Below are 23,390 nucleotides of genomic sequence, written 5' to 3'. Positions count from 1 at the left end.
GGCCCATCGGTGAAGATGCAGCGCATCCTCGCGCTGATCCTTCTTCTATGCCAAGGTGGCATCACTGTTTCCGGCTCCATTGTTCGCGTCACCGGCTCCGGTTTGGGCTGCGTGACGTGGCCTAACTGCCATCCCGGCTCGTTGGTTCCGCTCAAAGGCGCGGCCCCTCTGGTCCACCAGGTCATCGAGTTTGGCAACCGCCTCCTCACCTTCGTCGTCGCAGCCGCCGCTGTGGCCACAATCGTGGCGATGTACAAGGCAAAGCGGCGGAAAGAACTCAAGGTCTATGCCTGGCTGGGGCTCTTCGGCATCGTGGTGCAGGCGCTCATCGGTGCGCTCTCGGTCATCCTCAAACTGTCGTGGTGGTCTGTAGCGATCCACTTCCTTCCGTCCATGGTGCTGGTATGGATTGCCGCTCTGCTGTACTCGCGCATCGCCGAACCTGACGAAGGGACTCCTACCCGTCTCTTCCCTGCTGCTATTCGTACCCTCGCGGTGGTTGCCGCTATAGCACTGTCTCTTGTCTTGCTTACTGGCACCTTTGTGACCGGTTCGGGAACGCATTCAGGTGATGCCGGCGTCGGCATGGAGGGCCGGCTTGGCGTTGATACCTACGGCATGGCCGTCATTCACGCGATCTGCATGTACGTGTACCTGGCCTTAACCTTGGTCGTCGTATTCCTCCTACACCGCTCTGATGCGCCGACGGCCGCTAAGAAGGCTGGCTGGGTGCTCATCGTGTGCATCCTCGTGCAGTGGGCCATCGGAGTGCTCCAGTTCTACCTGCACATTCCTCGCTGGACTGTGCCCTTCCACGTCGGCATGTCCTCTGTTGTGACCGCGTTTACCGCGTTGCTGTGGGCTCATGGCCAACGCCGCATCCTCAAAGAAGAGCAGCCGTCCGCGTCCGTGCAGTAGTTGCTGCCCAGCGCGTTGAAAGCCGAACGGGGCAAAAAGGCGCGGTCTCCCCTCATGACGGAGACGGCGCCTTTTTGCTGCGCTTTCACCGTGTTGTCATTTAGCCTAGGTATATGCATGCAATTCAGGTAACCACGACCGGAGGACCTGAGGTCCTCACCTACACAGAGGTGGACAACCCCGCGCCGTCAGAAGAGCAGTTGCTTGTCGATGTCTCCGTGGCCGGCGTCAACTACATCGATACGTACTATCGTGAAGGCATTTACAACGCCTCCACCCCGTTCATCCTAGGGCTTGAAGGCACGGGACGAGTCGTCCACGATCCCCAGGGCGAGATTGCTGAGGGCACCATGGTGGCTTGGGATCATGCCTTAGGTTCCTATGCAGAGCAGGTGTGCGTGCCCCGTGATCGCGTCGTCGCCGTACCGGATGACATTCCCTCAGACGTTGCCGGTTCCATGCTCCTGCAAGGTATGACGGCCCACTACCTCAGCCACGGCGTCTACCAGCTCGGTGAAGGAGCGTCCTGCCTCATCACGGCCGGTGCCGGCGGCGTGGGCCTCATCCTTACCCAGATGGCCAAGTCACTGGGTGCAACCGTGTACTCGGTGGTCTCAACTGAGGAAAAGAAAAAGCTCGCCTACTCCGCCGGCGCTGACGAGGTCTTTCTCTACAGCGAGGGACTAGCTGAGCAGGTGCGCCGCTTTAATGGTGGCCGGGGCGTCGACGTGGTCTATGACGGCGTGGGCAAAGATACCTTTAACGAGTCCCTTGAGGTTGTCCGTCCCCGCGGCACCGTGGCACTCTTCGGCGCTGCCAGCGGTCCGGTTCCCCCGATGGACCCCCAATTGCTCAACAAGCACGGCTCCATCTTCCTTACCCGTCCCTCCCTGGGCGCGTGGACGGCCCAAGAGGGCGAGTTCGACATGCGCGCCCAGGCGGTTGTACAGGCGGTAATTGAAGGTGACCTCAACTTCCGCGTCTCTGCCGAGTACCCCCTCGCTGAGGCAGAGCAGGCGCACCGCGACTTGCAGGAGCGCAAGACAACTGGCTCGATTGTCCTGCGCGTACGCGAGGATTAAAAGAGAGTCGCAGACCAGCCGAGCATTCGGCCGATGGGCTCCCAGCCCACCACGGCGTCGACAGACAAGCCGATAAACAGTACCGAGAGGTAGTTGTTGGAGTAGATGAACAGGCGCATGGGCTTGACCTTAGCGCCCTGTTTAACTCCTTGGTGAAGGCGGATGGCCATCCACAGGAAGACCGCTCCCGAGGCCACCGCGGCAATGAGGTAAATCCACGATGCCGCCGGAATGATAAGCAGGGTGACTATGACCGTGCCTACCGTGTACCAGACGATCTGACGGGTGACCTCAGATTCTGGGGCCACGACCGGCAGCATTGGTACGCCTGCCTTGCGGTAGTCCTCCTTGTACTTCATGGCGAGCGCCCACGTGTGCGGCGGCGTCCAGAAGAAGATGATGAGGAAAAGCACAATTGCCTGCCACCAGCGGTCCGGCTCCCCTGCCGGCGCATTATCGCGGATGACGGCCCAACCCACCATGGCGGGCATACAGCCGGCAAGGCCACCCCACACGATGTTTTGCGAATTCCTCATCTTGAGGAACTTGGTGTAGACGAAAACGTAGAAGAAATTGGTGAGCAGCACGAAAAAGGCTGCGAGCCAAGAATGAGCCAGCACGCCGAGCCAAAAGACCGACAGCGCCAACATAATCCACGCGAAAATCGCGGCATTACGACGCGAAATGGTGGCGCGCACGAGTGGGCGTGCACGGGTGCGCTGCATCTTCTGATCGATTTCATAGTCCACAACATTGTTAAATGTGTGGGCTGCGGCCGCGCCCATCCAACCACCGAAGATGGTGGAGATGATGAGCCAGAAGTTCGAGGACACCGCCTCAAATCCGCGCTGTGCCTGGAGCATCGCCGGGATTGCCGCAACGAGGAGGAGCTCAATGATCCTCGGCTTCGTTAGCGCAAAATAGGCCTTGATGGTCTCCAAGGAACAGTCCTCCGTAAATCCGGCTACACCAGCGTCTGGGTTATGGGTCTTTGTAGTGGTCGGCTACGCGCACTGAAAAGTTCCCACGCATCCCACTGAGCTTGAGCACACAGGCGCTAGCCTCAACCATGCCAGCCTACCGCTCGGAACCCGGTTTCTATAATTCGGCGGAGCGTGGCCAAAAGCGCCTAGACTGTTGAACGGTATATCTGTTTCCAGAAGCGAAGTGAGGTTTTCGCCGTGTCGCACGAGAAGTTGTCCCCAGAACTGCAGGCTATGGTCCAGCGCCGCTACCCTTCAGACTGGACCGACCTTGATACCCGCGCTGTGGACACCGTGCGTGTACTGGCTGCAGACGCTGTACAAAATTGCGGTTCGGGTCACCCGGGTACTGCGATGTCGTTGGCACCGCTGGCCTACACGTTGTACCAACGCGTCCTCAACCACGACCCCGCAGACGTGCACTGGGCTGGCCGTGACCGCTTCGTACTGTCCGTTGGTCACTCTTCCCTGACGCAGTACATCCAGCTTTTCCTCGGCGGCTTCGGCCTCGAGATGGAGGATCTCAAGGCGCTGCGCACTTGGGGCTCCAAGACCCCGGGCCACCCGGAAGTCCACCACACCGATGGTGTCGAGATCACCACGGGTCCATTGGGCCAAGGCCTTGCTTCCTCGGTAGGTATGGCCATGGCGGCGCGCAAGGAGCGCGGGCTTTTCGACGGTTCCGCTCCCGCCGGCGTGTCTCCCTTCGATCACTTCATCTATGTCATCGCCTCCGACGGCGACCTGCAGGAAGGTGTCACCGCTGAAGCATCGTCCCTCGCGGGCACCCAGCAGCTGGGCAACCTCATCGTCTTCTGGGATGATAACCGTATTTCCATTGAGGACGATACGAATATTGCCTTCAATGAGGACGTGGTCAAGCGCTACGAGGCTTATGGCTGGCACGTGCAGACTGTGGACTCCGGCGAGGATGTCGAAGCCCTCGAAGCTGCCGCTGAGGCGGCCCGCGCCGAAACCACCCGCCCATCCTTCATTCGCGTCAAGACGGTCATCGGCTACCCAGCCCCCAACAAGATGAACACCGGTGGCGTCCACGGTGCTGCCCTGGGTGAGGACGAGGTCGCCGCCACCAAGGAAGTCCTCGGCTTCAACCCTGAACAGCATTTCCACATCGACGAGGACGTTCTGGCTCATACCCGCAAGCTCACCGAGCGCGGTGCCCAGAAGCACGCTGAATGGCAGAAGAAGTTTGACGAGTGGGCAGCAGCCAATCCGGAGGAGAAGAAGCTTTTCGATCGGCTCCAGGCCCGTGAGCTACCGGAGAATTTTGCCGCTGAACTGCCCTCCTGGGAGGCCGGTGAATCACTAGCAACCCGTAAGGCGTCTGAGGCCGCTATCCAGGCGCTGGCAGCGTCCCTGCCGGAGATGTGGGGTGGCTCCGCCGACCTAGCGGGCTCCAACAACACCGTCATCAAGGGTGCTGATTCCTTCGGCCCAGAATCCATCACCACGAACGCATGGTCCGCACAGCCCTATGGCCGCAACCTGCACTTCGGTATTCGTGAGCACGCGATGTCCGCGATCATGAACGGCATCGCACTGCACGGAAATACCCGTGTCTACGGCGGTACCTTCCTCATTTTCTCCGAGTACCAGTATCCGGCCGTGCGCCTCGGTTCGCTTATGTCTACTGATACCTACTACGTCTGGACCCATGATTCCATCGGCTTGGGTGAGGACGGTCCTACCCACCAGCCAGTGGAGACACTCGCTGCACTGCGCGCCATCCCGAACCTCTCCGTCATCCGTCCGGCAGATGCCAACGAAACTGCCCAGGCTTGGGCCGCGGCGATGGAATACAAGGCTGCACCGAAGGGCCTGGCCCTCTCTCGTCAGAATCTCCCGGTTCTCGAGGGCACCAAGGAGAAGGCCGCCGAAGGTGTTCGCCGCGGCGCCTACATTCTTGTCGAGTCTTCGAAGGAGACTCCGGATGTCATCCTGCTGGCCACTGGCTCCGAGGTGCAGCTGGCCGTTGAAGCCGCCAAGCAGCTCGAGTCCGAGGGCACCGCTACCCGCGTTGTCTCTGCTCCTTGCCTGGAGTGGTTTGACGAGCAGGACACCGAGTACCGCGAATCCGTCCTTCCTTCCTCCGTCCTTGCCCGCGTGTCCGTCGAAGCTGGTGTGTCGATGCCATGGCACAAGTACACCGGTTCCTTCGGCCGCACGGTTTCGCTGGAGCACTTCGGTGCCTCTGCCCCGGCAGGCGAGCTTTTCGAGAAGTTCGGTTTCACCGCCGAGGCTGTAGTCGATGCCGCCCGCGACGCCCTCGGCGCTGCTCAAGCCAACTAGTCCACGGCCCAAACCAACTAGCCCACGCTTATTTAAGCCCTCCACCACGGCATTTCACCGCCGGCTACGAAAGGATTCTGCACTCACCATGACATATATCGATGATCTTGCTGAACTCGGCACTTCGACATGGCTCGATGATTTGTCGCGCGAGCGCCTCGACTCGGGCAATCTCCGCGAGCTTCTCACCTCCAAGTCCATCGTGGGTGTCACCACGAATCCGGCTATCTTCGCATCAGCGATGTCCTCCGGAACCTCCTACGACGCTGATATCGCTGCGCTGAAGGAAAAAGGCACTGCTGCTGATGAAGCTGTCTACTCCCTCGCCATCGACGATGTCCGCAATGCCTGCGATGTATTTTCGGACATCTTCGACAAGACCGAGGGCCGCGATGGCCGGGTTTCCATCGAGGTGGATCCGCGCATCTCCGCAGATGCTGAGGCCACGTTGGCTCAGGCCCGTGAACTGTGGGCGAAGGTGGATCGCCCCAACCTCATGATCAAGATTCCCGCTACGGAAGGTTCCCTTCCCGCCATTGTTGATGCCCTCGCTGAAGGTATCTCCGTCAACGTCACTCTGATTTTCTCGGTGGAGCGCTACGCCGAGGTCATTGCCGCCTACAAGGAGGGCATCGCACGTGCGGCGAAAGCCGGTAAGGACGTCTCCGCTATCCATTCCGTGGCGTCCTTCTTCGTGTCTCGCCTTGATACCGAGGTGGACAAGCGCCTCGAATTGCTAGGTAGTGACGAAGCTTTGGCACTTCGTGGGAAGGCCGGTGTGGCCAATGCTCAGCGTGCCTACGCACTGTTCACCAAGGAGTTCGGCGCCGATTCTGGGCTTCCAGAAACCGCGCAAGTACAGCGTCCGCTATGGGCATCCACGGGTGTGAAGAACCCCGAGTACCCCGCCACGCTGTATGTCTCCGAGCTGGCAGGCCCGAACACGGTGAACACCATGCCGGAGAAGACTATCGACGCTGTCCTTGAACAGGGCAACCTGCACGGCGATACGCTCAGTAACGCTGGTGCACAGGCAGATAAGGTCTTCGCACAACTGGAAGCAGTGGGCATTGACTTCGCCGATGTCTTCTCTGTGCTGGAGCAAGAAGGCGTGGACAAGTTCGTCACTGCGTGGGAAGAACTCCTCTCCTCGATGACGGATCGCTTGGCTTAGCCGCCGCCTTCTCCGAGTCCATCCGCAGCCGGAAAAACCGCGCTGCGAAGCATCTCTTTAAGGTTCAGCCGCACCACTCGCCCCACCAACACACAGGCAACTATCGTTGGTGGGGCGCGTATCGCTATGCTGGGCTGTTGGACTTACCTCACACAGACCGAAAGGACACTTAGTGAGCACTACCAGCGCGTGGGTCAACCCGTTGCGCAACGCGAAGGACAAGCGTCTTCCGCGCATTGCTGGACCCTCTGGCATGGTGATTTTCGGCGTGACCGGTGACTTGGCACGCAAGAAGCTCCTGCCGGCCATCTACGATTTGGCCAACCGCGGTCTGTTGCCGGCCGGCTTCACCCTCGTAGGCTACGGCCGCCGCGACTGGGACAAGGACGCCTTCTGCGCCTACGTTCGCGAGGCTGCCGAAGCAGGCGCCCGCACTACCTTCAATGAGCATGTCTGGGAGCACCTAGCCAAGGGCATCGAGTTTGTTCAAGGCAACTTCGATGATGCCGGCTTTGACAAGCTCTCAGCGCGGCTGTCTGAGCTCAACACCTCCCGTGGCACGGGTGGTAACTGGGCCTACTACTTGTCCGTTCCACCAGAGTTCTTCTCTGATATTTGCCACCAACTGGAACGTGTAGGCATGGCCGATAGCACGGAAAGCTCATGGCGCCGCGTCATCATTGAGAAGCCATTCGGCCACGATCAGGCTTCCGCCCGTGAGCTCAACGAGATTGTTAATGCTGTGTTCCCAGAATCGTCGGTCTTCCGTATCGATCATTACCTGGGCAAAGAAACCGTGCAAAACATCATGGCACTGCGCTTTGCCAACCAGATCTTCGAGCCGATGTGGAATGCGCACTACATCGACCACGTCCAGATCACGATGGCTGAGGATATTGGCCTAGGCGGCCGAGCCGGCTACTACGACGGTATTGGCGCTGCGCGCGACGTCATTCAAAATCACCTGCTGCAGTTGCTTGCACTTGTCGCTATGGAGGAGCCATCTTCCTTCGCCCCGGCAGCCCTACAGGCCGAGAAGATTAAGGTCTTAGAAGCCACGCAAGCGGTGCATCCGCTCAACAAGACCACTGCCCGTGGTCAATACTCTGCTGGCTGGCAGGGTTCGGTGTATGTCAAGGGCTTACGTGAAGAAGAAGGCTTCGATCCCGAATCCACGACCGAGACCTACGCCGCCTGCACTCTCAAGGTGAATTCACGCCGTTGGGCTGGAGTCCCCTTCTATTTGCGCACTGGCAAGCGCTTGGGCCGACGTGTCACCGAAATCGCCCTAGTGTTCAAAACTGCCCCGCACCAACCTTTTGACCAGGGTCAGGCCGAGGCACTCGACCAGAACGCTGTGGTTATCCGTGTTCAACCGGATGAAGGCGTGACCATGCGCTTTGGTTCAAAGGTTCCAGGTTCCACGATGGAAGTCCGTGATGTCAACATGGACTTTGCTTACGCCTCCGCCTTCACCGAAGAGTCCCCCGAGGCTTACGAACGCCTCATCCTCGATGCGCTTTTGGATGAGTCTTCGCTCTTTCCCACCAACCGTGAGGTTGAATTGTCGTGGTCCATCCTGGATCCCATCATTGAGTACTGGTCTGGTATTGGCCAGCCCGAACAGTACCGCGCGGGAACGTGGGGACCCGAGTCCGCTGATAGAATGCTGCGCCGTCAGGGTCACTCCTGGCGCCGTCCGTAGGTCCTGAGGAGTACAGCACCATGATTATCCCTTTGCCCGATACGACGACGCGCAAGATTTCCCAGAAGCTCGTGGAGATGCAAGAGCACTACACCCTTACCACGGGCCGCGTGCTCACACTTATCGTCATGACACAGGAAGGCGATGACCTTGACAATCTGCTGGACTCTGTCCGCGATGCCTCTCATGAGCATCCTTCCCGCGTGATCGTCATTGCGCGCGCCAATCCGGCTGATAAACCGCGCCTTGACGCGGAGCTGCGTGTTGGCGGCGAGGCTGGTGCTTCCGAGATCGTAGTCATGCATCTCCACGGCGCTTTGGCCGACCAAGCAGAGGCAGTGGTCACTCCCCTGCTGTTGCCCGATACACCTATCGTGGCGTGGTGGCCTACGGCCTGCCCTCAGTCCCCAGCTTCGGTTCCGATTGGTAGGCTGGCTCAGCGCCGCATCACCAACGTGGCCCATGGTGATGGCGTCGATCAATACGACCTTCACCTGTTGTCGTCAGGTTATAAGCCGGGTGACTCCGATATGTCCTGGGGCGCTATCACCTTGTGGCGCGGCATTGTTGCGTCGGCGCTGGACCGCCACCCACACGAGCCTGTGACCTCGGTGGAAATCGCCGGTGCACACAACCATGCAGCCGTGGACTTTGCCGCAGGGTGGCTTCTCGACGCCCTCTCCGTCCCCGTCCACCGCACCGTCACTGAGTGCGACGACAACACGTTCCCGATTGCTTCCCTGGTGTTCCGCCGACCGACTGCAGATGTCAGCATTACGGTCGTCGACTCCGAAACCGTCAAGGTCACCGTTCCAGGCTCACCGGAATCCCTCGTGAGCCTAGCGGTTCGCTCGGAAGCTGAGGTGCTGTCCGAGGAACTTCGCCATTTAGACGCAGACAGGACATACGCCCATGCTCTCCGTGCTTTGGCGAACGTAGACTACAGTGAGAAGCAATAAAGAAACTGAACCTCGATAGTTTTCACGAAGGATCGCCCTGCACCATGGTTACTCTTCACCGCGTCAGCGATGTAGACGAACTCATATCCTCCGCCGCTCTCGCATTCGTCGATGCGATTGCGGCAGTCCAGACCCCGGGCGGCGGCCTGCATAAAGATGGCGTCGCCCGCGTAGTGCTCACCGGTGGCGGCGCAGGGATTGGTCTCCTTCGCGAGCTGGCGCGCTTGGACCACGCTGCCAAGACGCAGGGACCCGATTTCCCTGCGCTCGCGGTGGATTGGTCTCGCGTTCATGTCTTCTTTGGTGACGAGCGCAATGTGCCAGTCACGGACCCCGATTCCAACGAAGGTCAAGCCCGTGAAGCACTCCTCAGCCACGTAGATATTCCAGAGCAGCACATCCACGGTTATGATCTCGGCGCTATCTCGATGGAGCACGCGGCTCAGGCCTACGAGGGCGAGATTCGTGAGTTCGCTCCTGAAGGCTTTGACCTCCACTTGCTGGGCATGGGCGGAGAAGGCCACATTAATTCCATTTTCCCGCACGCAGAGGCTGTGTACGAAGACAAAGACTATGCCTTTGCAGTCCATGATTCGCCCAAGCCCCCGGCAGAACGTGTCACGCTGACCTATCCTGCGATTAACCGTTCGCAGCGCGTCTGGTTCCTCGTCGCGGGCGAGGAAAAGGCAGAGGCCGCAGCGCATCTTGTCGCAGGCGACGCTGCTGAGGACTGGCCCGCTGCCGGTGCCCACGGCACCGAGGAAACTGTTCTATTCCTCGCTGACAGTGCTGCCACTGAGCTATAGAGCATAGAGTCCCTCAGGCTTTTAGAAAGCCGACTCACTAGGGACTTCTCGCATCAACGACAAAAGCCGCGACCTTACCTTCTTGAAGGAGGTCGCGGCTTTTGGTTCTGCTACCCACACGCACATGGCGTGCAGAGATAAATATTCTAGCTGTACGCCTGAAGCAGGTTCAGGGCCACGATGCAGGCGAGCCAGATAATGACCATGACCACGGTGTAGCGATCAAGGTTCTTCTCCACCACGGTAGAACCAGAAAGGTTGGACTGCACGCCGCCGCCGAAAAGACTCGACAGGCCGCCGCCCTTGCCCTTGTGCAGAAGCACGAAGATGGACATGAGGATTGCGGCAATCACCAGGATGATTTCCAGTGCCAAGATCATGAAATAGTTCCTTGTTTACACGGTTGAAGCGTTTGTAATGGTTGCGCGGCAACAAGACGGCACTACTGGAGGTGCCTCAGTATCTAGCCAGCGCAGGATATTCCTCGATGCTACACCATAAAGCGGGCCGGAAACCATTCCGACCCGCTTAGCGGTAGTGCAGCTGTGTGGTGCAGCGGCGTGAGTGCGTCAGAGCTTAAGCATCCGAAGCAGCGTTGGCTGCCAGCTTGGCAAACTCCTCACCCTTGAGCGATGCGCCGCCAACCAGACCGCCGTCAACGTCCGGCTTGCCTACGATTTCAGCAACAGAGTCAACCTTGACGGAGCCACCGTAGAGAATACGGATGCTCTCTGCAACGTCATCGCCACCAAGCTCGCGGACGAGGTCACGGATGGCCGCGCACACTTCCTGAGCGTCATCAGCAGAGGCCACCTTGCCGGTACCGATGGCCCACACTGGCTCGTAAGCAATAACAGTCTTGGCCAAGTCATCGGCTGACAGGCCCTCCAGCGAGTTGCGGGTCTGGGTAACCACGTAATCAACGTGCGTGCCCTTTTCGCGAACGTCAAGCGGCTCGCCTACACAGACGATAGGGCTGATGCCATTGGCCAGAGCCGCAGCGGCCTTCTCAGCCACGAGTTTGTCGGTCTCGCCGTGGTACTGGCGGCGCTCGGAGTGGCCAACGACTGCCCACGAGCAGCCCAGAGCAGAGAGCATCTTGCCGGAAACCTCACCGGTGTAGGCGCCGGACTCGTGCTTGGAGATGTCCTGGGAGCCGTAGGTGAACTTGAGGTCGTCGCCGTCAACAAGAGTCTGCACAGTGCGGATATCGGTGAACGGAACCATGAAGGCGACGTCGACCTTCTCGTAGTAATCCTTCGGCAGTGCAAAGGCGAACTTCTGTAGGGAGCCAATGGCTTCCTTGTGGTCGAGGTTCATCTTCCAGTTGCCTGCGATAAGTGGGGTACGTGCCATGATGTGCCTTTCTACAGGTTGAGCTTGAACGTAGTGGATTAGGACTCGAGGACCTTGACGCCCGGCAGCACCTTGCCCTCCAGGAACTCCAAGGAAGCGCCGCCGCCAGTGGAAATGTGGGAGAAGCCTTCTTCGTCGAGGCCGAGGAGGCGGACGGAGGCTGCGGAGTCGCCACCGCCAACGACGGTGAAGGAACCGTTCTTCGCGGTGGCATCGATGATGGCCTGTGCGACACCTGCGGTGCCCTTGGAGAAGGCCTCCATCTCGAAAACGCCCATGGGGCCATTCCAGAAGACAGTCTTGGAGGTAGCGATGACCTCATCGAACTTCTTCACAGACTCCGGTCCGATATCGAGGGACATCCAGCCTTCCGGAATCCCGTCGAGCGCGACGACCTTGTTCTCAGCGTGAGCATCGAACTCAGTGGCTGCTACTAGGTCGACTGGGAGAACAATCTTGTCGCCGAAACGCTCAAGCAAGTTCTTGCAGTTGTCAATCTGATCCTCCTGCAGCAGAGAGTTCTGAACGTTGTAGCCCTGTGCTGCCAAAAGCGTGTAGCACATGCCACCGCCGATGATGACCTTGTCAGCCTTGCCAGCCAGTGCCTCGATAACGCCAAGTTTGTCGGAGACCTTAGCACCGCCAAGAACGACGACATAGGGGTGCTCCGGCTCCTTAGCCACAGCAGCGAGAGTCTCTACTTCCTTCTGGACGAGCTTGCCAGCGTAAGCGGGAAGGCGCTTAGCCACGTCGTAGACGGAAGCCTGGGCGCGGTGGACAACGCCGAAACCGTCGGAAACAAAGGCTCCGTTGTCAGCGGCTAGAGCGACAAGTTCATCGGCAAAAGCGCCACGTTCAGCTTCTTCCTTCGAGGTCTCACGCGGGTCGAAGCGAACGTTTTCCAACAGGAGAACATCGCCATCGTTGAGGCCGTTCGCGCGTTCATGAGCGTCCTCACCGCTGACATCGCCGGCGAGCGCAACGTACTGGTCGAGAGCTTCGGACAGAGCCTCAGCAACCGGCGCCAGCGAGTACTTCGGCTTGACCTCACCTTTCGGACGTCCCAGGTGAGCGGACAGGATTACCTTGGCGCCGCCCTCCACGAGTGCCTTGATGGTGGGAAGGGACGCAGTGATGCGGCCGGAGTCAGTGATGTTTCCTTCATCATCCAAAGGGACGTTGAAGTCCGAGCGCACGAGGACGTGGCGGCCCTCGACGCCTTCTGCGAGCAGGTCATCCAAAGTCTTGAAAGCCATGGTGTTCTCCTTTAATGGTCTGTGTTCAAGCTAAAGGTTAGAGGTATTCAGTTAAGAAGTGTGGGAAGGTGTATCACTATCACCCCCACAGACGACAACCGGCCCAGCGCACGCCACGATAGCGAGGGCGTAGTGCATGGGCCGGAGTAGTCACAGCGTTGTCACTGTGGTCATCTAAAGGCGCCGGAGCCTTAGAGCTTGGAAGCTACCAGGGAGGTGGTGCGGACCAGCTGGTTGGTGTAGCCCCACTCGTTGTCGTACCAGCCAAGTACCTTGACGAAGTTGCCGTTGGACACCTTGGTCATACCAGCATCGAAGATGCAACCGTGCGGGTCAGTGATGATGTCGGTGGAGACAATCGGGTCCTCGGTGTAGCCCAGGGTCTCACCGAACTCGCCGGTAGCGGCTTCCTTGATAGCGGCGTTGATTTCCTCAGCGGTAACCTCACGAGAAGCCTGGAAGGTCAGGTCGGTAGCGGAACCGGTGATTGTCGGCACACGCATGGCGTAGCCGTCGAGCTTGCCCTCCAGCTCCGGGAGAACCAGGGAGACAGCCTTGGCTGCACCGGTGGAGGTCGGAACCATGTTCACGGCTGCGGCGCGAGCGCGGCGCAGGTCGCGGTGCGGAGCGTCCTGGATGCGCTGGTCACCGGTGTAAGCGTGGATGGTGGTCATCAGGCCCTTTTCGATGCCGAACTTCTCGTGCAGGACCTTGGCCATCGGAGCGAGGCAGTTGGTGGTGCAGGATGCTGCGGAGATAACGTTGTGGTTGGCAGCGTCGTACTCGTCAGAGTTGACACCATAGACGAAGGTTGCGTCAACGTTCTTGCCCGGTGCGGAGATGATGACCTTCTTGGCACCAGACTCGAGGTGAGCCTTTGCTGCTTCACCATCGGTGAAGAAGCCGGTGGACTCGATAACAATGTCGACGTTGTGCTCGCCCCAGTTCAGGTTCTTCGGGTCGCGCTCAGCGGACACGGCAATTCGGTGACCGTTAACGGTGATGGACTCATCATCGTGTTCAATCTCGCCATCAAAGCGGCCGAGAACGGAGTCATACTTGAGCAGGTTTGCCAGAGTAGCGTTATCGGTCAGGTCGTTGACGGCGACAACCTCGAGGTCATTGTTGCCCTGTGCAACTGCACGGAAGAAGTTACGGCCAATGCGGCCGAAGCCATTGATGCCTACGCGAATGGTCACGGTAATGTCTCCTCAAATAATCGAGTGAAGTTCTGCGTGGGGACGTCCGATAGGCGGCCACTCTCTTGTGACGTCGTCGTCGGTTTTCCCAACACGGCCGATACTACCCACGGATTTTGACCTTCGCACAGGTCCGTAGCTCCCTCAGTGAACGCGCTAGCAGCATGTTCAAAAGAGGCGTACACTGGTAGAGCGTCTTTTAGCGCTCGGGGGTCAGATACACCGTTACACCTGCAGATATGCCCGTTCATGTGGGATTGTGTTGCATAGTGTTGAAACGACGTGGGATATGTCACCCAACCAAAAACTAGTTAAGCCACCCAGACATATATTCAGGGTGGCTTCGCCGAAATCCGTCAGACTCATGTCCGAACGGGCATCAACATGGCTTAGGCATCATCGAAAAGGTCCTCGGTGACGGACTTTGTTGTGTCGGGGACGCCTAGCTCTTTCGCGCGTTTATCTGCCATGGACAGCAGTCGTCGGATACGGCCCGCTACTGCATCTTTGGTCATCGGCGGGTCCGCCAGACGTCCTAGTTCTTCCAAGGACGCTTCACGGTGCTGTACGCGCAAACGGCCTGCATCGGCCAGGTGCTCAGGTACGTCATCCCCCAAAATCACCATTGCACGCTCGACGCGCGCAGCTGCAGTGACAGCCGCACGCGCCGAGCGGCGCAGGTTGGCATCGTCAAAGTTGTCGAGGCGACGGGACGTATCATGAGCTTCGCGCTGAATGCGCTTCTTCTCCCAGGTCAGGCGAGTTTCTTGTGCGCCCATACGAGTCAACAGCGCACCAATAGCGTCACCGTCGCGTACTACGACACGGTCCGCACCACGAGTTTCCTTCGTCTTAGCTGGCACACCTAGGCGGCGGGCACAGCCCACAAGCGCTAGCGCTGCCTCTTGGCATGGGCAGGTAACTTCCAGAGCTGAAGAACGCCCCGGCTCAGTGAGCGATCCCTGGGCCAGGAATGCGCCACGCCACGCGGCCTCATTATCGGCAATAGAACCGGAGATAACTTGCGGTGGCAGGCCCACTACTGGGTGCCCAGAACGCGTCACCAGACCGAGTCGACGGGTAAGCTCCTTCGCGCCAGACGTGATACGTACCTGAATGCGGTTCTTCTTTGACGAAGACGCGGGACCCGCTAGGTGCGTCGTGGCGGTGATCGAATACAGCTCATCCAACGCCGCGACGAGGCGGTCAGCCACCTTTTTAGACTCCAGCTCGACGTCGTAGGTGACGCGCTCGCCAGTGACGTGAAGCTCGCCAGCGAACCGCAAGATAGCCGCAACCTCTGCCGCGCGGGCAGACTGACGCGGTACGGAAACCGCCGTTAGTTCCTCCTTGACCTGATCGGTCAATGACGCAGACACCTCGTGTCTCCCCTTTCGACTGTTGATGCCGCCATGCGGCTGTAAGTGCCCCACAGTTTAACGTGCGGGCCGTGCGCACGCGCACGCCAGGGGTTCTACCGCACCTTGCTGGCCGAACTAAGCAGTACGTCGATGCTTCGGCTAGTGGGTCTCTCTGGCGTACTCGCTGTAGAGCTCATTAAACACCGCAGCAAGCTTATCGGGACAATGCTTGTTAAGGGTTTGCCCGTTGTCATCGACCTGGCACACGTCCCGGAATACCGCCGTCGCTCCTAGCACGCTTGCAGCACGCTGAACAAAGACACGCTCGGATTCATTCGGCAAGCTTTCGCTGTCGACGATAACGCGGTCAACCCGTAGATTCGGGGCATGTTGTGCCAGTACGTGAAGGTGACGTTCGGCAGAAAACCCTTGGGTTTCTCCCGGCTCGGCAGACAGATTCAGGACGACGACACGCAGCGCGTCCGAGGACGTTATAGCTTCCACGATGTCCGGAACCAACACGTGTGGCAAGACAGAACTAAACCACGATCCAGGCCCCAGGGTAATCATGTCCGCTTGATGTAGCGCGTCAAGAGTTTCTGGGTTTGCATCCGGACGTGCCGGAATGATGCGCACGCGGCGTACCTGTCCCACCGTCGAGGCAACGGCTACTTGGCCGCGCACTGCGCGCATGACACGGGGGTCGTCGTCAAGCCCGGCAACATCTGCCTCAATATTAAGCGGGAGGTTGACGGACGGGAGCACCCGTCCAGCGGAGTCCGTAAGCTTAGCCACCGCATCGAGCGCGGCCTGGAAATCACCCAGCACGTCGCTCAATCCGGCGATGAGCAGGTTACCCACGGCGTGTCCAGCCATGGCACCATCGCCGCGAAAACGGTGCTGCAAAGTTGTGGCCCACAGCTGGCCTTCTTCGGAATCACCGGACAACGCAGCTAACGCCATGCGTAGGTCCCCGGGAGGAATGATGTCAAGCTCACGGCGAAGCCGACCGGAAGAGCCGCCGTCATCCGCCACTGTCACAATGGCAGAGATCGACTCGGCGCCCGTGCGGCGAGCTGCCAACAAGGTTTGGTAAAGGCCATGGCCACCTCCAAGGCTAGCCATGTGAGAAGGAGCTGTGGTCACGTAAGCACCGGCTTTCGATTATGGATGTGTGAGAGAAAGTGAAATCAATCGCGATTGATGTCGCGGTGCAACGTGCTGACATCGATGTCTCCGCGTTCGCGCAGTCTGCGCGCGATTTCTTCCGTAATCGCAACGGAGCGGTGGTGCCCACCAGTACAGCCAATGCCTACCGTGATGAAGTTTTTTCCTTCGTGGCGGTAGCCAGTAAGCATCGAATCAAACATGTTGATGAAGTTTTGGATGAAGGGTTGTGCGGCGTCACGCGACAAGACATAGTCCGACACCGGCTCGTCCGTACCGCGATAGCCTCGCAATTCTGGGACCCAATAAGGATTGGGGAGGAACCGGACATCAACGACAAGGTCGGCATCGCGCGGTGAACCGTGCTTGAAGCCGAAGGACTCAAGGGTCACGTGCTGGCGTTCATGCCCCATCTCACCGAACGACGCCTCGATAGCTCGGCGCAGGTCGTGGATGGATAGATTAGTTGTGTCGATGATGATATCGGCACGGTCACGAATCTCCTGGACGGCTACGCGCTCACGCTGGATACCTGCCTTGAGGGTCTCTCCATCTTGGAGCGGGTGAGTACGACGTACCGAATCGAATCGACGAATAAGGACATCATCGCGTGCATCGAGGAAAAGAAGCGTGGGCTTCATATCCAACTCAGTCAGCTCATCCAGTGTTTCTGGAAGGGATCCCGGGAACATACGGGAGCGCACATCCGTCACCGCCGCAATCTTCGTCACCGGTGAGTCCGGGCGTGCACAAAGCTTGAGCAGGTCAACGATGGCTTTCGGCGGGATGTTGTGGGCTACGTAGTAGCCCTTATCCTCCAACACCTTGGCTGCCGAGGTTAGGCCTCCACCGGACATGCCGGTCACCAAAATGGGCGGGGAATCAAACAACGTCATGGCCTCTATTCTTACCACCTCACCTGAAGATTCGGTGTGAATACGGCAACGAAACCGTGACGGGGGTACAACTTCCTACAGCGGGGTGTGCGGACGCTGAGGACTTAGTCCTTATGCAGGTGGTCGTACACTGTCTGCGCGAGCTTGGGGCCGAACCCCTTGACCTCTGCGATGTCCTCCACGCTGGCTTCCTTGAGCTTCTTCACGGAGCCGAAATGTTTGACCACATCAGTGCGTCGTTGTGGCCCCAAGCCTGGTATGGAGTCCAGCACGGATGTCCGCATGCGCTTGGAACGTTGCTGACGGTGATAGGTAATGGCCACACGGTGCGCCTCATCACGCAGGTGCTGAAGGAGGAATAACGCTTGCGAATTGCGGGGAAGAATGACTGGTTCATCGTCACCGGGAACCCAAATCTCCTCCAGACGCTTAGCCAAGCCAATCAGGGTGACATCGACAATGCCCAGTTCGTCGAATACTGCCTGGGCAGCTGCCACCTGGGGCGCGCCGCCGTCGACGATAAAGAGCTGGGGAGGATAGGAGCTGCGAGTGGTGGTGCTAGCAGCTTCCTCGCGCACGCGTTCGTCAGCGAATGTGGTGTTCTCCAGTTCCTCATCCGGCACGGCGCGTTTGTCATCGTGGTGGTGTTTAAAGCGGCGTCGGGTGACCTCAGCAATGGAGGCCACGTCATTGGAATGCCCGTCACCGGCGGCTTCCTTGATACGGTAGCGGCGGTAATCCGACTTGCGCGGCAGGCCATCTTCAAACACAACGAGGGACGCCACCACATCGGTGCCTTGGATGTGCGAGATATCCGTACATTCAATGCGCAGCGGTGCAGAGTCCATTCCCAAGGCTTCCTGCAGTTCTTGCAGTGCTGCCGACCGTGCGGTGAGATCACCAACGCGTTTGAGCTTGTGCTGACGCAGCTGCTCTTTAGCGTTGCGTTCCACGGTCTCCATGAGCGCGCGCTTATCGCCGCGTTGCGGGACGCGCAGGTCTACTTGGGCGCCACGCAGTTCCTCCAGAACGATCTTGACTTGTTCAGCCTCCTCCGGGGGGACCTGCACCAAGATTTCACGCGGAATAGCGTTGCCGCGATGAACTTCGGTGTGGGACTCTTGGTCTACTCCCCTGCGCTCCAGTTTGGCGTCTTCGGCGGCTTCTTGGCGCTGCCTATCGACGGCATCGGAATAGAACTGCACAAGGAAGTTCTGGATAAGTGCCGGCAGCCCAGGGTCGGGTTTGCCCTCCTCGATGGGCTCCGTCGTGGCTTGGTCGCCCGAGCGCTCTACTACCCACCCGCGCTGGCCGCGGATACGGCCTGCACGTACATGGAAGATCTGTACTGCTGCTTCAAGCTCATCGGAGCAAAACGCAATGAGATCGGCGTCAGTGCCATCAGAGAGCACCACGGCCTGCTGCTCCATGAGCTTGTCAATCGCGCCCAAGTCATCACGGAGGCGCGCGGCCAACTCGAACTCTAGATTCTCCGAAGCTTCCTCCATCTTGCTGGTCAATCGCTTACGCACTGGTGCCGTGTTGCCGTTCATGAAGCTTATGAGTTGGTTCACCGTCTCGCGGTGTTCTTCGGGGCTGACCCGCCCAATACATGGGGCATCGCACTTGCCGATGTAGCCCAGCAAGCACGGCCTGCCTAGGCGCTCGTGGCGGTTGTACACGCCTTTAGCGCACGTGCGCATGGGGAACACACGGGTGAGGAGATCGAGTGACTCACGTACTGCCCACGCATGCGAATACGGTCCGAAATAGCGCACGCCTTTGCGGCGCGGGCCACGGTAGAAAAACGCACGCGGGATAGTCTCCCCCACCGAAACCGCCAGCATAGGATAGGTTTTGTCATCGCGGTACATGACATTGAACCGCGGATCGAAACGCTTAATCCAGGTGTATTCCAGCTGGAGTGCTTCCACCTCGCTGGCCACCACAGTCCATTCCACCGACGCGGCTGTGAGAACCATCTGGCGGGTCCGCGGATGCAGTTGCGTGATGTCCTGAAAGTAGTTGGACAAACGCGCACGGAGGTTCTTTGCCTTGCCCACGTAGACAACGCGGCGGTTCTCATCCCGGAATTTATAGACGCCCGGGTCCGTAGGAATGCTTCCAGGAGCCGGGCGGTAAGTCGTGGGATCAGCCACTAGTCATCCTGCGGCATGTAGCGGGCTTCAAGGTCACGGAAGGAACGCACCTTCGGGATCACGTCAGCCTTATCACCGGATTGCAGTGCCCACACCGGCACGTACTCGAAGTCCGGCAGCTCGATGCGAGCCATTCGCGAACCTTCCGGGAAGGACAGGCCGTAGATCACCTGCCATGGATAAAAGCGCGTACCCACAATGTTGCGAACCTCCACACCATCAGAATTAGCGCGAAGACGCGGACGGGTAAGCGCGATCCAGGACAGGACGGAGATCAGCACGCCCACTCCGGGGAAAGCGAATTTATCAATAGTGGTCACGCTGGCGCCGGTAAAGGACAAACCTACGGTAAAGCCCATGAAGAGGTGCGCCGCCATCACAAGAATGACCCAGACGATGGCTACTTTGCGCAGGAAGGGCGAGCGGGCTTCGTACTCCCAAGGCTTCGTCGATGTCTGAGCGAAGGGATCGGCACTGGTATAGGCCAACATCTGTTCTTCACTCAGTTCGGGGCGAGCAGTATTCGGCTGCTCCTTATCCGAAGGAACCTGTGGGTTCGTCATCGAGTCCTCCATCCGTTTATCACTCCCGTTTCTCGGCGTCGCCTACCGCAGCTAGGGCCGCGTCACCCATCAACTGCGCAGGCTACTGCGGGGTCGACTCGTTTAGTGTACGCAAGGTGTGCACGGTTTCTAAAGCTGCGTGCATGGATTCCGCGCCCTTGTCTTCGGCGGAGCTTTCAAAACCTGCGCGGTCGACGGCTTGGTCATACTCGTTGACGGTGAGCACGCCGTTGCCTACCGGCGTCGACTCATCGAGAGCAATGCGTGTGAGGCCCTGCGTTACCGAGTCACACACGTAATCAAAGTGCGGGGTCCCACCGCGGACAACGCATCCGAGCGCAACGACGGCATCGTGCGTGCGTGCCGCAGCTTGGACCACCACGGGCAGCTCCAACGCGCCGACGACGCGCACAGCGGTGATTTCCGCGCCGGCTTCTTCAGCGGTCTCAATAGCGCGGCGGTGCAGCTGATCACAGATTTCCTCGTTCCACGTCGCCGTCACCACAGCCACGCGGATGCCCTCACCGGAGACATTCTTTGGAGTAGGAAGGCCGTCTTTGCTCATTGTGTGCTCCTTTGTGAACCTTGAAGTCGTGAACGTTTAAGAGTGCTTCTTGTCCCACTCTGCCACCTGCGGCAGGTCATGGCCCATACGGTCGCGCTTGGTGCGCAGGTAGGCGATGTTGTCTTCCGTCGCCGGGGTAGCCAAAGCGGTGCGTGCAGAGGCATCAATGCCAAAGCCCTGCAGGCCTTCGCCCTTGTGCGGATTGTTGGTGAGCAGGTTCACTGAAGAAACGCCGATATCCCGCAGGATCTGTCCGGCTACGGAGTATTCGCGGGCGTCTTCCGGCAGGCCTTGCTCGACGTTGGCGTCGACGGTATCCAAACCGTCGTCCTGCAGGCTATAGGCCTTGAGCTTGTTGATGAGCCCAATGCCGCGCCCTTCTTGGCCGCGCAGGTAGATAACAATGCCCCGTCCTGCCTCCTGCACCGCACGCAGGGATTCCTGCAGCTGTGGACCGCAATCGCAGCGCTGGGAACCGAAAACATCGCCAGTAAGACACTCCGAGTGCACACGCACCGGCACATCGGTGGCACCGGCGTAATCGTCGAGGTCACCGACAATGAGTGCTATGTGCTCGTGCTTGTCGACGTCATTCCGGTAACCCACCACCCTGAACTCGCCGTGCTCAGTGGGCAGGCGAGTTTCTACTTGGCGGGTGACGTACTGCTCGTGGTGTCGACGCCAGTCAATAAGCTGCTCAATGGAAATCATCGTTAGGCCGTGTTTATCGGCGAAGCGACGCAGCTCCGGGGAACGCGCCATATCGGTCGGATCCTCTTCGGACACGATCTCACACAAAACACCTGCGGGTCGCAGCCCTGCGAGGCGGGCCAGGTCGATGGATGCCTCAGTATGACCATCGCGCTCAAGCACACCGTTGGGGCGTGCTGCGAGAGGAACCACGTGTCCGGGCCGGGTAAAGTCTGCAGGTTCCGATGCAGGGTCCGCCAACGCACGAATCGTCTCGCAGCGAGAGGTGGCAGAAATGCCCGTGGAACCGTTTGCTAGGTCCACCGTCACCGTGTAAGCGGTATGACGCACGTCTTGGTTCACGGCCATCATTGGTGGCAGGTTGAGCCGCTCACAATCCTCCGGCAGGAGCGGTGCGCAAATATAGCCGGAGCTATAGCGCACCATAAAGGCCACGAGTTCTGGAGTAGCCAACTCAGCGGCAAAGATGAGGTCACCCTCGTTCTCGCGGTCCTCGTTGTCCACGACGATGACAGCTTTGCCGGCCGCGATGTCCGCGATGGCTTGGTCGACGCTATCTAGAGTGAAGGTTGAATCTGCGGCGGTCATAAGGATTAACTCTATCCCTCAGCAGAATGCGCAGTGACGTTAGGGTAAACCATCTTCTCCACATACTTAGCGAACACGTCAACTTCCAGGTTTACTGTTGCCCCAGGCTCCAAGGAACCGAATACAGTATCGCGCAGAGTGGTCGGGATGAGTGAGACCTCGAAGTAGTCCTTTCCCACTGCCGAGACAGTCAGCGAGGTGCCTTGCACAGCAATGGAACCTTTCTCCACCACGTAGTGCGCTAGATCCTGCGGGAGGCTGAAGCGCAGAACTTCCCAATTCTCTGATGGGGTTCGAGAAAGCAACTGTGCCGTTCCATCCACGTGCCCTTGCACAATGTGTCCGCCAAGGCGCGTTGTGGGAAGAACCGCGCGCTCGAGGTTGACCGCCGAGCCAATTTCTAGTTCTCCCAGTGAACTGCGATCCAAGGATTCCTGCATGACATCGGCGATAAAGGTGCCCTCGCCAAGTTCCGCTACGGTCAGGCACACACCGTTGACCGCGATAGAATCACCAAGCTGGGCGTCGTCTAAAACCGCCGCCGCGGCAATGCCGAGACGCACGGCATCGCCCTGGTGCTCCACGCTTTCCACGCGACCAATTTCTTCTACAAGTCCGGTAAACACCGAGTCTCTATCCTTTCCTCTGATATTCAATAAGCACGTCATCGCCTAATACCTTGACCGAGTGACGGCACCAGCGCGGCGCTTCTGCCAGCGTCGATGCGGCCGCGTGCTTAAGCACACCAGTGCCTTCACCGAGGATGACGTTGCCCAGGTAGGCCTGGATCGAGTCGACGTACCCGAGCTCCAGCATGCTGGAAGCAAGTCCGGCTCCGCCTTCCACGAGGACGTCACGGGCACCGCTGGCGTACAGTTCAGCCAGAGCTGCCTGAGGCGTGGCGTATTGCTCGAAACCTAGACGTGCGAGGTTGTGAGCGCCGTGCTTGGCGACGTCTCTACGTCCCACCACGACACGCCGCGGCTGGTTGTCCCGCAATCCACCGTCCGGGTAGCGCGCGGTGAGCGAAGGGTTATCAGCCAACGCCGTGCCGGTACCGATGAGGATGGCATCGCGCCGAGCGCGGTCGATATGGACGTGTTCGCGGGCCTGAGCACCCGTAATCCACTGGCTTGTGCCATCAACAGCAGCGGTAAAGCCGTCGAGGCTTTGAGCAAACTTCAGCGTGACATGTGGCCGGCCCAGCTCCATCGCAGTGAGCCAGGGAATGAGCACATCCTCGACCCCTGCGGGCGCCTCAACCGTGCCGACGGTGATACCGGCCGCTGCTAGTGCGGCGGCACCGCCCGCTGCTTGCGGAGTGGGATCAGGATGGAGGAAGTAAACGCTGCCCAGGGAGGCGTCGATAAGCGCCTGCGCACACGGTCCCGTACGGCCGGTGTGGTTGCAAGGCTCCAGGGTCACCACGGCAGTCCCGCCGCGGGCCTTCTCCCCTGCCATCTTCAGCGCCATAATCTCCGCATGGGGTCCGCCGGGCGGCTGCGTGTGGCCCACGCTGGCAATTTCACCGGCGGCGTCCAGAATGACCGCTCCGACAGGTGGATTGGGGCTGGTGGTGCCTCGTGCCTGGGCGCCGGCTGTCATGGCCAGGCGCACTGCATTCTCAATCAA

21 protein-coding genes are annotated in these 23,390 nt (G+C 59.3%); 7 read left to right on the top strand and 14 right to left on the bottom strand.

Annotated elements, in window-relative coordinates:
• Positions 1–15 precede the first annotated feature (15 nt).
• Together HMPREF2875_RS05885 and HMPREF2875_RS05880 are read left to right on the top strand one after the other, a co-directional pair.
• A complete protein-coding gene (locus HMPREF2875_RS05885) occupies positions 16–918 on the top strand; it encodes a COX15/CtaA family protein (RefSeq protein ID WP_210388161.1) in 903 nt (300 codons plus the stop codon).
• A gap of 113 nt (positions 919–1,031) precedes the next feature.
• On the top strand, positions 1,032–2,000 hold the full coding sequence (locus HMPREF2875_RS05880; RefSeq protein WP_070671173.1) for a quinone oxidoreductase family protein: 969 nt from the start codon (positions 1,032–1,034) through the stop codon (positions 1,998–2,000).
• On the opposite strand, the gene HMPREF2875_RS05875 is transcribed toward HMPREF2875_RS05880, so the two are convergent.
• Positions 1,997–2,941: a heme o synthase gene (locus tag HMPREF2875_RS05875; RefSeq protein ID WP_070671171.1), complete on the bottom strand. Its 945-nt coding sequence runs from the start codon at positions 2,939–2,941 to the stop codon at positions 1,997–1,999. The two genes, HMPREF2875_RS05880 and HMPREF2875_RS05875, sit on opposite strands and share 4 nt — an antisense overlap.
• A 276-nt stretch (positions 2,942–3,217) precedes the next feature.
• Between HMPREF2875_RS05875 and tkt the strand changes: the two genes are divergently transcribed.
• From tkt to pgl, 5 genes are all read left to right on the top strand, one after another.
• The gene (gene tkt / locus HMPREF2875_RS05870; RefSeq protein ID WP_210388160.1) at positions 3,218–5,293 is read left to right on the top strand and encodes a transketolase; all 2,076 of its coding nucleotides are present in this window, start codon (positions 3,218–3,220) and stop codon (positions 5,291–5,293) included.
• 88 nt (positions 5,294–5,381) lie between these two features.
• Positions 5,382–6,467, top strand: a complete 1,086-nt coding sequence (gene tal / locus HMPREF2875_RS05865; RefSeq protein WP_070671167.1) for a transaldolase — start codon at positions 5,382–5,384, stop codon at positions 6,465–6,467.
• 253 nt (positions 6,468–6,720) lie between these two features.
• Complete coding sequence (gene zwf / locus HMPREF2875_RS05860) at positions 6,721–8,172, top strand: glucose-6-phosphate dehydrogenase (protein WP_371327557.1); 1,452 nt, start codon at positions 6,721–6,723, stop codon at positions 8,170–8,172.
• 20 nt (positions 8,173–8,192) lie between these two features.
• Positions 8,193–9,131, top strand: a complete 939-nt coding sequence (locus HMPREF2875_RS05855; protein ID WP_070671164.1) for a glucose-6-phosphate dehydrogenase assembly protein OpcA — start codon at positions 8,193–8,195, stop codon at positions 9,129–9,131.
• Positions 9,132–9,175: 44 nt separating this feature from the next.
• Positions 9,176–9,937 (top strand): 6-phosphogluconolactonase, encoded by a 762-nt coding sequence (pgl, locus tag HMPREF2875_RS05850; RefSeq protein WP_070671161.1) that lies wholly within the window; start codon positions 9,176–9,178, stop codon positions 9,935–9,937.
• Between the two features lie 146 nt (positions 9,938–10,083).
• Here the strand turns inward: pgl and secG are convergent, their stop codons facing one another.
• The 13 genes from secG to ribD all read right to left on the bottom strand — a co-directional run bounded on the left by secG (position 10,084) and on the right by ribD (position 23,390).
• Positions 10,084–10,317, bottom strand: coding sequence for a preprotein translocase subunit SecG (gene secG / locus HMPREF2875_RS05845; RefSeq protein ID WP_039675251.1), 234 nt, complete (start codon positions 10,315–10,317; stop codon positions 10,084–10,086).
• 196 nt (positions 10,318–10,513) lie between these two features.
• Positions 10,514–11,293, bottom strand: a complete 780-nt coding sequence (gene tpiA / locus HMPREF2875_RS05840) for a triose-phosphate isomerase (RefSeq protein WP_070671159.1) — start codon at positions 11,291–11,293, stop codon at positions 10,514–10,516.
• Positions 11,294–11,331: 38 nt separating this feature from the next.
• Entirely contained in the window at positions 11,332–12,549 is a 1,218-nt protein-coding gene (gene pgk, locus HMPREF2875_RS05835) for a phosphoglycerate kinase (RefSeq protein WP_070671157.1), read from the bottom strand.
• 191 nt (positions 12,550–12,740) lie between these two features.
• Positions 12,741–13,748, bottom strand: a complete 1,008-nt coding sequence (gene gap, locus HMPREF2875_RS05830) for a type I glyceraldehyde-3-phosphate dehydrogenase (protein WP_070671156.1) — start codon at positions 13,746–13,748, stop codon at positions 12,741–12,743.
• Positions 13,749–14,137: 389 nt separating this feature from the next.
• Positions 14,138–15,127, bottom strand: coding sequence for a DNA-binding protein WhiA (whiA, locus tag HMPREF2875_RS05825; protein ID WP_070671154.1), 990 nt, complete (start codon positions 15,125–15,127; stop codon positions 14,138–14,140).
• A gap of 141 nt (positions 15,128–15,268) precedes the next feature.
• Positions 15,269–16,234 (bottom strand): gluconeogenesis factor YvcK family protein, encoded by a 966-nt coding sequence (gene yvcK, locus HMPREF2875_RS05820; RefSeq protein WP_070671152.1) that lies wholly within the window; start codon positions 16,232–16,234, stop codon positions 15,269–15,271.
• Positions 16,235–16,299: 65 nt separating this feature from the next.
• On the bottom strand, positions 16,300–17,181 hold the full coding sequence (rapZ, locus tag HMPREF2875_RS05815) for an RNase adapter RapZ (RefSeq protein WP_083311870.1): 882 nt from the start codon (positions 17,179–17,181) through the stop codon (positions 16,300–16,302).
• A gap of 95 nt (positions 17,182–17,276) precedes the next feature.
• Entirely contained in the window at positions 17,277–19,331 is a 2,055-nt protein-coding gene (gene uvrC, locus HMPREF2875_RS05810) for an excinuclease ABC subunit UvrC (protein ID WP_070671148.1), read from the bottom strand.
• Entirely contained in the window at positions 19,331–19,894 is a 564-nt protein-coding gene (locus tag HMPREF2875_RS05805; RefSeq protein ID WP_070671146.1) for a PH domain-containing protein, read from the bottom strand. The genes uvrC and HMPREF2875_RS05805 overlap by 1 nt, the downstream gene beginning before the upstream one ends.
• Before the next feature lie 82 nt (positions 19,895–19,976).
• A complete protein-coding gene (gene ribH, locus HMPREF2875_RS05800) occupies positions 19,977–20,459 on the bottom strand; it encodes a 6,7-dimethyl-8-ribityllumazine synthase (protein ID WP_070671144.1) in 483 nt (160 codons plus the stop codon).
• A 36-nt stretch (positions 20,460–20,495) separates the two neighbouring features.
• A complete protein-coding gene (locus HMPREF2875_RS05795; protein WP_070671142.1) occupies positions 20,496–21,758 on the bottom strand; it encodes a bifunctional 3,4-dihydroxy-2-butanone-4-phosphate synthase/GTP cyclohydrolase II in 1,263 nt (420 codons plus the stop codon).
• Positions 21,759–21,769: 11 nt separating this feature from the next.
• Positions 21,770–22,384, bottom strand: coding sequence for a riboflavin synthase (locus tag HMPREF2875_RS05790; RefSeq protein ID WP_070671140.1), 615 nt, complete (start codon positions 22,382–22,384; stop codon positions 21,770–21,772).
• 7 nt (positions 22,385–22,391) lie between these two features.
• Entirely contained in the window at positions 22,392–23,390 is a 999-nt protein-coding gene (gene ribD, locus HMPREF2875_RS05785) for a bifunctional diaminohydroxyphosphoribosylaminopyrimidine deaminase/5-amino-6-(5-phosphoribosylamino)uracil reductase RibD (RefSeq protein WP_256389695.1), read from the bottom strand.

It is taken from the genome of Corynebacterium sp. HMSC078H07 (genome assembly GCF_001812805.1).
Classification (GTDB): domain Bacteria; phylum Actinomycetota; class Actinomycetes; order Mycobacteriales; family Mycobacteriaceae; genus Corynebacterium.
Note: the sequence above shows the minus strand (reverse complement) of the source record. Positions and strands in the feature narration are given on the sequence as shown.